Origin of the sequence: Paraburkholderia sp. BR10923 (assembly GCF_040948765.1) — a bacterium.
GTDB classification, from domain to species: domain Bacteria; phylum Pseudomonadota; class Gammaproteobacteria; order Burkholderiales; family Burkholderiaceae; genus Paraburkholderia; species Paraburkholderia youngii.
In genome coordinates this window covers 124,119-135,965 of sequence record NZ_JBFPKO010000010.1, presented here as the reverse complement: position 1 = coordinate 135,965, position 11,847 = coordinate 124,119, and the positions used below count along the sequence as shown (strand labels likewise).

9 protein-coding genes are annotated in these 11,847 nt (G+C 61.7%); 3 read left to right on the top strand and 6 right to left on the bottom strand.

Annotated elements, in window-relative coordinates:
* Positions 1-2: 2 nt before the first annotated feature.
* Entirely contained in the window at positions 3-3,209 is a 3,207-nt protein-coding gene (locus tag AB3X94_RS20645; RefSeq protein WP_368612537.1) for an efflux RND transporter permease subunit, read from the bottom strand.
* 268 nt (positions 3,210-3,477) lie between these two features.
* Here AB3X94_RS20645 and AB3X94_RS20640 point away from each other — a divergent pair, with 268 nt between their 5' ends.
* Positions 3,478-3,807 carry a DUF4148 domain-containing protein gene (locus AB3X94_RS20640; protein ID WP_368612536.1) on the top strand — a complete coding sequence of 110 codons (330 nt, stop codon included), beginning with the start codon at positions 3,478-3,480 and terminating at the stop codon, positions 3,805-3,807.
* 102 nt (positions 3,808-3,909) lie between these two features.
* On the opposite strand, the gene AB3X94_RS20635 is transcribed toward AB3X94_RS20640, so the two are convergent.
* The 4 genes from AB3X94_RS20635 to AB3X94_RS20620 form a co-directional block, all read right to left on the bottom strand.
* A complete protein-coding gene (locus AB3X94_RS20635; RefSeq protein WP_368612535.1) occupies positions 3,910-5,253 on the bottom strand; it encodes an MFS transporter in 1,344 nt (447 codons plus the stop codon).
* Positions 5,254-5,409: 156 nt separating this feature from the next.
* Positions 5,410-6,477, bottom strand: coding sequence for an amidohydrolase family protein (locus tag AB3X94_RS20630; protein ID WP_368612534.1), 1,068 nt, complete (start codon positions 6,475-6,477; stop codon positions 5,410-5,412).
* Positions 6,441-7,370: an MBL fold metallo-hydrolase gene (locus tag AB3X94_RS20625; RefSeq protein WP_368612533.1), complete on the bottom strand. Its 930-nt coding sequence runs from the start codon at positions 7,368-7,370 to the stop codon at positions 6,441-6,443. The genes AB3X94_RS20630 and AB3X94_RS20625 overlap by 37 nt, the downstream gene beginning before the upstream one ends.
* A 65-nt stretch (positions 7,371-7,435) precedes the next feature.
* Entirely contained in the window at positions 7,436-8,884 is a 1,449-nt protein-coding gene (locus tag AB3X94_RS20620; RefSeq protein ID WP_368612532.1) for an aldehyde dehydrogenase, read from the bottom strand.
* Between the two features lie 222 nt (positions 8,885-9,106).
* Between AB3X94_RS20620 and AB3X94_RS20615 the strand changes: the two genes are divergently transcribed.
* Positions 9,107-9,892: a coniferyl-alcohol dehydrogenase gene (locus tag AB3X94_RS20615; RefSeq protein WP_368612531.1), complete on the top strand. Its 786-nt coding sequence runs from the start codon at positions 9,107-9,109 to the stop codon at positions 9,890-9,892.
* On the opposite strand, the gene AB3X94_RS20610 is transcribed toward AB3X94_RS20615, so the two are convergent.
* Complete coding sequence (locus AB3X94_RS20610) at positions 9,871-10,854, bottom strand: helix-turn-helix domain-containing protein (RefSeq protein WP_368612530.1); 984 nt, start codon at positions 10,852-10,854, stop codon at positions 9,871-9,873. The two genes, AB3X94_RS20615 and AB3X94_RS20610, sit on opposite strands and share 22 nt — an antisense overlap.
* A gap of 388 nt (positions 10,855-11,242) precedes the next feature.
* Here AB3X94_RS20610 and AB3X94_RS20605 point away from each other — a divergent pair, with 388 nt between their 5' ends.
* Positions 11,243-11,830, top strand: coding sequence for a hypothetical protein (locus AB3X94_RS20605; RefSeq protein WP_368612529.1), 588 nt, complete (start codon positions 11,243-11,245; stop codon positions 11,828-11,830).
* Positions 11,831-11,847 lie beyond the last annotated feature (17 nt).

Sequence of the window (11,847 nt, the reverse complement as noted above, 5' to 3'; positions counted from 1 at the left end):
CCTTATTCAACGAAGGTGGTAGCGGCGGCGCGTGCATCGTCGCTGGCGTCGCGCGCGGCGCGGCGCTTCGCGAGCCAGCCATGCACCATGCCGAAGATCACCGGCACGAACACGAGCGTCGAAAGCGTGCCGATCGCGAGACCGCCGATCACGGCGCGCCCGAGCGGCGCGTTCTGCTCGCCGCCGTCGCCGAGGCCGAGCGCCATCGGCAACATGCCGATCAGCATCGCGAGCGCCGTCATCAGCACGGGGCGAAAGCGGTTGAAGCCCGCGTCGAGCGCGGCGGCGAACGGCGCCATACCGGTGGCGAGCGACTCGCGCGCCGTATTGATGACGAGAATGCTGTTGGCCGTCGCGATGCCCATGCACAGGATCGTGCCCGTCAGCGCTGGCACGCTGAGCGTGGTTTGCGTGACGAACAACATCCACGCGATACCGGCCAGCGAGCCCGGCAGGCCGCTGACGATGATCAGCGGATCGAGCCAAGACTGGAAGTTCACGACCATCAGCAGGTAGACGAGCGCAATCGCGAACACGAGGCCCGCGGCGAGGCCGCTGAACGATGTGTTCATCGACTGCACCTGGCCGCGCACCACAATCGACGAGCCGGGCGGCAACTGCGTGCGCGCCGCATCGACGAGGCGGTTCACGTCCGCGGCGACGCCGCCCAGATCGCGCCCTTGCGTTGACGCGAAGATGTCGAGCACGGGCTGCACGTTGTAGTGCGAGACGACGGCCTGCTGCGAACTTCGCGAGACGGTTCCCAGCATGCCCAGCTGGTTCTGCGGGTTGACCGACACCGATGGCGTCGTCACCGGAATATTGGCGAGCGTTTGCAGCGAGTGGATGTCGTATTGCGGCACCTCCGCAATCAGCGGATAGCTGACGCCGTTGTGCGGATCGAGCCAGAAGTTTGGCGAGGTCTGCGAGCTGCCGGACAGCGCGATGAGCAGGTTCTGCGCAACGTCGTGCTGCGTGAGGCCCGCTTGCATGGCCTTGGTGCGATCGACGTTCACGTTGATCGTCGGCTCGTCGCCGGGCTGCTGGATGCGTGCATCGACGAGCCCGCGCACGCCGCGCATCTGATCGAGCAGGCGGTTGGCAACCTGCCGGTTCTGCGCGAGCTTGTTGCCGACGATCTGCACGTCGATCGGCGCGGGCAGGCCGAAGTTCAGGATCTGGCTCACGATGTCGGCGGGCAGGAACGCGAAGGTCACGCCCGGAAACGCCGTGTCGAGCACATTGCGCAGCTTCGCCACGTATTGCGCGGTGGGCTTGTGCTTCGGCGCGAGCGTGACGAGGATGTCCGAGTCTTCTGGGCCGATCGGGTCCGACGAATCGTAAGTGAGGTTGATGCCGCTGACCGGCACGCCGATGTTATCGAGCACCGCCGCCTGTTCCGCTGGCGGAATGACGCTGCGGATTTTCGCTTCGACTTCATCGGTGATGCGGGCCGTTTCTTCGATGCGGGTGCCCGTGGGCGCGCGCAAATGCAGGCGGATTTCGCCGGTATCGACTGCCGGGAAGAAGTCGCGCCCGGTGAAGGGCAACAACGCGAGGGAGCCCAGACAAAGCGCGAGCCACAGTGCGACGAACCGCCAGCGCTGCGTGATGGCTGCCTGCAAGACCGCGCGATAGCGGCTGCGCAGGGCCTCGAAGCGCTTTTCGAAGCCCGCCTGGAAGCGCGTCAACGCACCGCCTATGCCGCGCGCGGATACGGTGTTCCGTGAGCGCGCACGCAGCAGATACATCGCGAGCGTGGGAATCAGCGTGCGCGAGAAGAAGTACGAGGCACACATCGCGAACACCACCGCTTCGGCCAGCGGCACGAACAGATAACGCGCGACGCCGGAAAGCAGAAACATCGGCACGAACACGATGCTGATCGACAGCGTCGAGACGAAGGTCGGCACCGCGATCTCGCCGGAGCCGTTGAGGATCGCGTCGTGCAGCGGCGCCCCGCGTTCGAGATGGTGCGTGATGTTCTCGATCGCGACCGTGGCGTCGTCGACGAGGATGCCGACGGCGAGCGCGAGGCCACCGAGCGTCATGATGTTGATGGTTTCGCCGAGCGCCGCAAGCGCGATGAGCGAAGTGAGCACGGCAAGCGGAATCGTCACGGCAATGATGAGCGTGGCGCGCCAGCTGCCGAGAAACAGCAGGATCATCGCGGCGGTCAGGGCCGCCGCAATGAGCGCCTCGCGCACGACACCCATGATCGCGGATTTGACGAACACCGACTGATCGCCGAGCGGCGCGATCTTCAACGCATGAGGCAGACCCGCCGCGATCTTCGGCAGCATGGCCTTGACCTGGTCGATGATCGTGAGCGTCGAGGCGCTGCCGGTTTTCTCCACGGTGAGCAGCGCCGCGCGCTTGCCGTCGGCGCGCACGATATTGGTTTGCGGCGCGTATCCGTCGATCACGTGTGCGACATCGCGCACGTACACCACACCGCCGTTGACGGTTTTGATGGGCAGATCGTTGAGCGCGGCCACCGTTTGCGTGCTGCCGTTCATCTCGACGTTGTACTCGCGCGAACCGATCTTCGCGGTGCCGCCCGGCAGGATCAGGTTCTGCGCGTTGACGGCCTTGACTACGTCGATGGGCGCGAGCCCCTTCGCCTGGAGTGCCTTCGGGTCGAGCTGCACCATGATCTGCCGGATCTTGCCGCCATAGGGCAGCGGCACGGCCGCGCCTTGCACCGTCGCAAGCTGCGTGCGAATGAAGCTGTTGCCGAGATCGTAAAGCGTCTGCTCGGGCAAGGTCGTGCTCGACAGGCCCAATTGCAACACCGGCACCGTCGATGCGTTGTACGTGATGATGTTCGGCGGCAAGGTGCCCGGCGGCAGGATGCGCAGTATCGACGCGGCATTCGATGCCGCCTCGGCAATCGCGCGGTTGATGTCCGCGCCCGGATGAAAGAACACCTTCACGACGGCAACGCCGTTTAGCGACTGCGATTCGATGTGCTCGATGTCGTCCACGTCCGAAGTCAGCGCGCGCTCGTAGTTGGAGGTGATGCGATGAGCCATGTCTTCGGCCGAGAAGCCGGTATAACTCCAGACGATGCTGACCACCGGGATGTTGATGTTCGGAAAGATGTCCGTGGGCATGCGCATGATCGCGAGCGGACCGACGATGAAAAGCAGCACGGCGAGGACGATGAACGTGTAAGGCCGCTTGAGAGCCAGTTTGACGATCCACATGACTTGTCCGGTTTGGGGCAGGGAGAACCGCGCTCGACGCGACGGGGTTGACGCAAGTATCGGGATTGCGCGCTTACCCGTTGCTGACCTCGACATTACGGATTCGTCATCTATGGATGTGCCGCCCAGATAACGAACTCGTAATCAACAGGTCAGCTTTAGGTCAGCGGTGCGCGACCAGAATGCAGTCAACCTTCGCGACATCGCGGAGGGCGGCTGAAGCGGCATCGCTTCCGATGCGGCGGCCATTCATTGAGAGGTGAACATCATGAAAGCACTCGTTTCCACAATGCTCGTTGCCTGCGCGCTGGCTGCACCGATTGCGGCGTTCGCACAGACCGCCACGGCGCCGGTAACACGCGCCCAGGTATTGGCTGACCTGGAGCGTCTGGAGCAGGCAGGTTATCGGTCTGTGGCTTCGGATCCGACCTATCCCGCCGACATCCAGCATGCCGAGGCGATCGTCGCGCACCAGCAGGCTCAAACGGCACTGCCGGGGAGTGCCGCGGTGGGCGGCGTGTCGATGAATGGCAGCTCGGACTCCGGCGCGCCGGTGGTGGCGTACGCTGGCGAGCGTTCGATCTATGCAGGGCACTAACGGTGGGGGCGCGGCGCGTCTGGCTATGGGGCCAGCCGCCGCGGTCGTCATCGGTGGCAGAGGGACCGGACCAGAGCGGCGTGAAGCTGGACAGCCCCTCGTTCAATGCGTGGCAAATGCCTCCCGATCGACCGTGTGAGCGGCGCCAAGGCGGCTCATCGTAAGCATCACAATTGATGCACCCAGAACCGGGGCCGCCGTAGCGACGAAGATATGTGTCACGGGCAGTCCCGCGGCAACCAGGACGCCGACGGTTACGGGGCCGACCGCCCCCCCGAGGCGCCCGGCAGCCAGCGCCCAGCCAACGCCGGTTGAACGGATTGCGGTCGGATAGGTCATCGACGCAATGGCGATCAGGCCCGACGTGGCACCGCCGACAAACAGGCCCGTTAGCCCGGAGCAAGCCGAAACCAGTGCGGTGTTGGGTGCGCTGATGCCTGTGACGGCAAGAACGAGTGCGCCGAGCGCATAGATGACAGCGAGAAAACGGCAGGTGCCGAAGCGTTCCATTACCGCGCCGGCGATGGCTACGCCTAGCGTTCCCCCGATGTTGTTCCAGGCAAGGACGGTTGAAGCGGCTGCGACCGACATGGCTGCGCTGCGCAGCAGCGTGCTGGTCCAGGCCAGTGTAGCGATCAGCGCGAGGAAATTGAGGAAGAATGCGAGCCACAGCAGGGCCGTGAGCGACGCACGTCCATCAATGAATAGCTGCTTGACCGGCAGCCCCTTCTCTTGACGCTCATGGGTGGCATAACGCTTCGGCTCAACGGACCTCGAAGAGGGGGCGAGCCGCCCGACGATCCGCTCGATGCGATCGTGCTGCGCGCCGGACAGGATCAGCAGGCGCACCGATTCGGGCACGAAGATCCAGACCAGCACCGCGGCGCCTATCGGCACGATGCCGCTTAGATAGAACATTGCCTTCCAGCCGTATTGCGGAATCACGATGCTAGCTGCGAAGCCGGCAATGACGCCACCGGCTGGCATGGCGGCCCACAACAGCGAGGCTACCCGGCCACGATGGCGCCGGGCGACGTATTCGGTTGTCAAGCTGACAAGGCAGGGAGCCGCGCCGCCGAGTCCGATACCCGTTACGATGCGCAGCGCGAGTAGCGCGACGAACCCGGGTGCCGTGACCGTGGCTAGCGACGCCAGGCCGAACAGACACGCGCAGGCGATCAGCACGGTCTTGCGACCGATGCGGTCGGCAACCGGACCGAGCAAAAGCGCACCGATCATGAAACCGAGTTCGGAGCCGGCGAAGACGGGACCGAGTTGACCGGGTGTGAGCTTCAGGTCGCTTGCCAGCAATGGCGCGCTCAGGCCCATGACCTGTACGTTGGCGCCGTCCATCAATGCGATCAGAAAACAGATCGCGAAGATCGACGCCTGGAAGAGGCCGAAGGGGCGCTCATCGATGAGATCGTCTACGAGCACGGTTTTCATGCTTGTCTCCTTGATGTTATGTGATGTGTTCTATTCCGGATGGGTGCCTGTTTCATCAGCGCGAGCTTGCTGGGCACGCAAAACGTGGCGCTGCCAGGGCGGCGCGAGATGACGTCGCGTGCCGCGCGACGGATTCCGGACGACTTATCTTGCTGGTCAGCTAGCCTGCCCATCCACACGTGCGAAGTGCGGAAAGAGCCGCAGGGCGTTCTCGCGCGCGATACCTCGATGTTCTTCCGGGCTGAGGCCACCGAGAGCGCGGAAATCCGCGATGTTGCGTGCGACGTTTGCCGCGGGCTGGAACGGAAAGTCAGTGCCGACCATGATTTGCGACAAGGGGGCGAGCGTGCGGAGCACGTCAAAGGTTGGCTGGTTGGCTGACATCGCGAGGTCGTAATACAGCCCCTTCAATTCCGTGATGACCTCGGCCGATGACTTGGGCGCCGGCTTCATAACCGGCATCGGCGAGAGCAACGCGATTCGCTGTGCGATCGCTGGAAGCACACCGCCCGCGTGCGGCAGGATAAGCTTGAGATTCGCGCAGCGCTTTAACGTGTCCGAGAACACGAGGTCAATTACTGTGCGTGCCGTGTCGCACGGGAACTCGAACAGTGGCGCAGGGCGTCCGAGTCCGACTGCCGAAAAACAGGCCGGCGCGGTCGGATGCAGAAAGATCGTTGCGTGCCGTTCGTTGAGCTGGCTGAATATCGGTGCGAGCGCGGGGTCGCCGAGGTACTTGCCGTCGCTGTTAGTCTCGATAATCACGCCGTCGAGACCCAACTGGTCGAATGCATGGTCGATTTCGACCAGGGACTCGGCAACGTGCGGCAGCGGCAGCGTCATGAAGCCACCAAAGCGTCCCGGGTAGTCACGCCGGAATTGCGCAATGTCTTCGTTGATGGTGCGGGCAAGCCGCACGCGTGCTTCGCGCTCAGGGAGGAAGCTCACGCTTGGAGAGGAAACGGAAAGTATCATTGTGTCGATGCCGTTCTGCTCCATGATTGCGGTGGCCTTTTCCGGACTCCATTCGGGAATGGGGTATCCGCCGTCGAGCGTGGCGAGGCCGGCGTCGTAGAGCGCCTTGCGGTATGCCGCAGGCAGGCAGTGTGCGTGGACGTCGATGAGACCACACGTGCAGCGGTAAGCGGTGTTCATGATTGAATGGGGCGTCGTGATGAGGTGTGCAATCAGGCTCGCTCGAGCTGGATTGGTGAAGGAAGCCAATCGTAACCATCGCCATTGCGGCGCAGATGCCCACGTCCGGGAAACGGAAAATGATATGAGAGCACCTGATGTTCTTGCTTCTCGATCCAGTCCAGAACTTTCATTCGGGTGGCTGCGGCAGTGGAACTGTCGTAGTCGAAAAGAAACGCCCATTCCGGCCGGCGCAGCAGCAGTACCTGGTGATGACACAGGTCGCCCCAGCACACCAGCGTATGCCCCCCGCTTGCGATCTCGTAGATCGTGTGGCCTGGGCTGTGTCCGGGCGTCGCGTGGGCGCGGATGCCGGGCACAATTTCCTGACCGTCCTCGACATACGTAATGACGCCCCGATACGGTGTGAGGTTCTTGTGTGCGCCGTAGAAGTGGTCTTTCATATGCTCGGACATCGAATCGCGGATGTTGTCGAGATTCGTCCAGTAGTCGACGTCCGCCCGGCTAACTGCGATGCGTGCGTTCGGAAACAGCTTGCGGTCGTCGTCATCGACGAGACCCCAGCAGTGGTCCGGATGGGTATGCGTTAGGGCGACGATATCGATGTCTTCCGGCTCGATCCCTGCGGCACGCATGTTGATTATGGCGCGACCGGTATTGGGGCCGAACGTCCTGACGCCCAGAGCGGAGTTGATGCCCGCCCCAGTGTCAAACAGCACCAGATGATCACCGGTGTTGACCAGCAGCACGTTCTGATCGAGTGCGATCGTCTCGGTCGGGAGAAAGGCCTGAAGCAGCAGATCGTCGATTTCATCGACATCTGCTTTCGGAAAAGTATCGCGCGGTGGGCCCAGGCGTAGCAGGCCGTCCGTGACGACCGTACATTGAAAGCTGCCGAGATCGAAGCGGGTCCAGCCCGCCTGCAGAGCATGAGCGTGATCGCTCGTCGGGTGTATGGCCATGTGTCATCTCCTCAATGGATTGATTGCCCGCATGTAGGGCGTTCCGGGTTTGATGTCCCGCCCGCTCAGATCGGAAAACAGGGGGCCGTCGAGGCAACGGTGATCCACCGCAGTTCCGTGAACTCAGCGATGCCAGCCTTGCCGCCAAAGCGTCCGTAGCCGCTGCGGCCAGTGCCGCCGAACGGCATCTGCGGCTCATCGCTGACCGTCGCGCCGTTGATGTGGCAAATGCCTGAGCGAACCTGTTTTGTCACCGCGAAGGCACGTTCGATGCTGTTGCTGAATACCGCGGCGGACAGACCGAATTCCGTATCGTTGGCGATCTCAATCGCATGATCGTCGTTTGTCGCGCGCATGACGCAGACGACAGGGCCGAACGTTTCCTCGTGGTAGATCGACATGTCGTGCGTGACGCCGTCGAGCACCGTAGCCGGCATGAATACGCCTTTGGCCTTCCCGCCTGCGAGCACCGTTGCGCCCTGCGCGAGAGCGTCGTCGATCAGTTCGTTGATTCGCAGTCCAGAGCCGGCGCTTGCGAGCGCGCCCAGGGGCGCGTGTCCCGTGCCCGGATCGCCCACGGTCAGACGCCTAGCCTTGTCGGCGAGGCGCGCCACGAAATCCTGCGCAATTGCGGGCGTGACCACAATGCGCTCGGTCGACATGCAGATCTGCCCTTGATTGAAGAACGCGCCGAACGCGGCGGCGTCGACGGCGCGTTCGACATCTGCATCGTCTAGAACGATCAGCGGGGATTTGCCGCCCAGTTCAAGCAGCACGGGCTTGAGCACACGCGCCGCCTGCTCGGCGACCAACTGGCCGACTCGGGTCGAACCGGTGAAATTGATACGTCGCACGGCAGGATGCGCAATTAGTGTCCCCACCACCTCACCGGCCGCTTCCGGCGTATGCATGATGACATTGACCTCGCCATTTCCAAGTCCGGCCTCGACGAGGACGTCCCCGATCAGCGCATGGGTCGCAGGACACACTTCCGACGCTTTCAGGATGACGGTGTTGCCGCAGGCGAGTGGCATCGCAATCGCCCGCGTGCCAAGTACGATCGGAGCGTTCCAGGGCGCGATGCCGAGCACGACTCCGGCGGGCTGCCGTACTGCAAACGACAGACGCCCCTCGTCTGACGGAACGACTTCGCCAGAGATCTGTGTCGTCATGCTCGCGGCCTCCTGCAGAATCGCGACCGCGGCAATGACGTTGTGCTCGGCCCAGACTCGCGTTGCGCCGGTCTCGCTTTGCATTGTTTCGACGAAGAGGTCTTGCTTTCGCTTCATCAGTTCCGCGGCGCGCAGAAGAACCGCGCGCCTGACGGAGGGCCCGCTGTTGGACCAGGCTGCCAATGCGGCTTGCGCGGCATCGGCTGCGAGTCGTGCGTCTTCGATGCCAGCGGAAGCGGCGCGAGTGACGACTTGGTTCGATTCGGGATTGGTGCGATCGAACGTCATGCCGGCTACGGCCGGCTGCCGGCATCCTGCGATGAGCAACTGAACAGCTCTCAAGAGGTGTCTCCATTTTGATAGGACTGGACTGCGTAGACTCGAATGTAGGAGACCAGGCGTTGCTTCACTTGCCTGACAGTGCAATTTCGTTGCCGGTTCGTATGAGAGAGTCGTTGCCGACACTGCACTCTCAGGCAAGACGCGTAGTCAGTAGGGGATTAGAGTCGGCTGGTCGGCACCGAACCTCAGGTGCCATCGAGATAAAATCAAGGAGACGTGCATATGTCGCTGGAAGGGAAAACCATCCTGATCACCGGGGCCGCTTCGGGCATCGGCGCCGCGTGCGCTGCGACTGTCCGGGAGCAGGGTGCGTATGTAATCGCGGTCGACCGGAACGAGCCGCGCGAAGTTCTATTCGATCAGTTCATTCGAGCCGATCTTTCGCAAAACGATTCCATCGATTCCGTTGCAGGACAGATCGGCAGACGGTTGGATGCGCTGTGTAACATCGCTGGGTTGCCGCCGACGAGAGGTCGTACACCCGTCTTGCAGGTGAATTTCATCGGGTTGCGCCAGTTGACGCTGAACTTGCTGCCAGTACTGAATGACCGCGCCTCGATCGTCAATCTGGCGTCGCTGACGGGTTTCGGCTGGGCCGATCAGATCGATCAGGTCCGCGCGCTACTCGCCGTGGATAGCCTGGAGGACGTCGATGCGTTCTGCGAACAGCATGGCGTCGACGACGCGCGCGCGTACTTTCTGTCCAAGGAGGCGCTGGTCGCATGGACTCTCCAGATGCGCTGGAAATGGCGTGATCGCGGCATCCGCATGAATTCGGTGAGCCCTGGGCCAGTGGAAACGCCCATTCATCAGGACTTTCTGCAGACGCTGGGCAAGCGAGCCGAGGAAGATATGCTGCTCGTCGAGCGTGCAGGGCGGCCCGACGACGTTGCGCCACTCGTGGCGTTCCTATGTGGGGACGGCAGCCGATGGTTGCGCGGTGTGAATATTCCGTGCGATGGCGGGATGGCCGCAAATATATTGTGTCAGTCGAGCGGTTTGCTCTGAGCGATGCCGTCCCGATAGTCGCGGGGCGTAACGTAGAAGGCTTCCTTGAAGGTTCGGCTGAAATGGCCGGGGCTCACGAAGCCCCATTTCATCGCCAGCCCGGTAATCGAGCATTCCTGCAGCGCAGGGTTCGCGAGATCACGACAGACATGCGTGAGCCTCAGCCGCAGGATATACCGGGCGAGGGTGTGGCTTTCGTTATCGAATACCGTGTGAAGGTAACGCTTCGAGCAGTTGAGGTCATGCGCAATCCTGTCCACAGATAGGTCGGGGTCCGACAGGTTCTGCTCGATGTATTCGATGATGCGGGCGCGCAGCATCCTCGGGTGAAGATGCCGTCTTGTTTCTGAAACCTGATCCTGCAGCGCGATCCTGATCTGTGAGGCAAGTTCTTGCTGAACAGTGACTGCTGATGCATCGGTAGCAAGCTCTGGCGAATGTTCGAGCGCCTGCAGACGATCAATGATGTACCGGGACAGCGTCAGGCCGGCACCGCTATGCGATGTCAGCGGATGAACCAGTGCGCAACGCTCGGTAAGCGTGAGATGCATCAATTCCTTTGGAATCGTCGCGATGGCTACCTGAATCGCATGAGGTGCGTTCATCAGGTAGGGGCGCGCGGTGTCATAGATCGCCCAGTGTCCGGGTGAAAGTCTCGCCCTTAGACCGTCCTGTTCGAATTCGGCGGTGCCCTCGAGCTGGATCGTAAGCTTGTACCTGCTGGCACTCACCTTGTTACCGGGCGTGTTCTCTACTCGGTGCCCCTGCGCCGCAAGCCGGCATAGCTGGATCTGGCCTACGTCGGCATATTCGATCTTGCCCGCAAATGCCTTGCCGAGCTCCGGGTAGGAATGCCCCCCGCCGAAACGTTCGCTGAAGCACTCGCCAATCGCCCGCGACCATTCTGACGCTTGTCCATCGGATGGGACTGTGGCCGTGCAGACTGTAGCGAAATGTTTCATGTTCGATAGCTCTGCGAATAAGAGAATATGAACTACAAATCTTTTTCATTATTATCAAACCAAGAGCTTCTTTGCATAAGCATTCGCCCTATATGGTTGTCGGAAGCTGGGAGACGCTGCGCGTGGCGATACGGAAAACCGTGCATTTCGGAAAGACGACTCACGAGGAGGCTGTCACGATAGTTGATGAGAATGGAATTGTGATGGCGGGGCGCTGCTAATTATCTCGACCGCCAATTGAGCCATCATGCTGTCTTTAATCCACGCCGAACAATAGGTGCTCGATGAGTTCAAAGAATCAGTCTCGCGTTCCGATCGTCACCGCTGCAACTGATGGTGACGCGGCGAACGAGCGGCGCAATCGTCGCGTGATCCCGGCGCCTATTTGATGACCGATCGCAACGAGCGATGTAAAGACGAACCGGATCGACTGGCACGGTGGTGTAGACGCGTTCCGGTCCGTTTGCTGGCGATCATCTCCGTGCTTGGCATCGCTTCGTGCAGCGGCAAGCGTGAACCGGATGCAAACGGGAACATGACGATGAGACCATCCATTACATACTTGCACCTCCTGAAGCACACGCCGTTTTTTACCGCACTGACAAAGAGTCAACTGCAATGGGTCATTGATCACTCGCGCGAGTGGGAAGCGGACAGCGGGGCGGTCATCGCGAAATGCGAGGGTATGGCGGACCATGGCGCTCCGTACTGGATTCTGCTCGACGGAGGATGGCAGGTTGAGTTCAAGGGCGAGACGTACCCCAACGGTCACGCTGACCCGGGCAAGTGGTTCAGGACAGTCGATGTGCCTGCAGATGGCTGCAGGCTTGTTACCAACGCCCGCAGTTACGTGATGCGAATCGAGTATCCTGACATGCAGGCAATGCTCGATCAGGGATTCGCATTTCGCCCTCACATCGAAACAGGTGTTTCGTACTACAAGTCCATTTTTGGAAATTCTGATAAGGAACGCTGAAAGGTCGAAGGACCTAT

Coding starts and splice junctions, on each gene's coding strand:
- AB3X94_RS20640 (WP_368612536.1), top strand. CDS start 3,478: ATGAAAGCACTCGTTTCCACAATGCTCGTTGCCTGCGCGCTGGCTGCA.
- AB3X94_RS20610 (WP_368612530.1), bottom strand. CDS start 10,854: ATGAAACATTTCGCTACAGTCTGCACGGCCACAGTCCCATCCGATGGA.
- AB3X94_RS20615 (WP_368612531.1), top strand. CDS start 9,107: ATGTCGCTGGAAGGGAAAACCATCCTGATCACCGGGGCCGCTTCGGGC.
- AB3X94_RS20635 (WP_368612535.1), bottom strand. CDS start 5,253: ATGAAAACCGTGCTCGTAGACGATCTCATCGATGAGCGCCCCTTCGGC.
- AB3X94_RS20625 (WP_368612533.1), bottom strand. CDS start 7,370: ATGGCCATACACCCGACGAGCGATCACGCTCATGCTCTGCAGGCGGGC.
- AB3X94_RS20645 (WP_368612537.1), bottom strand. CDS start 3,209: ATGTGGATCGTCAAACTGGCTCTCAAGCGGCCTTACACGTTCATCGTC.
- AB3X94_RS20605 (WP_368612529.1), top strand. CDS start 11,243: ATGACCGATCGCAACGAGCGATGTAAAGACGAACCGGATCGACTGGCA.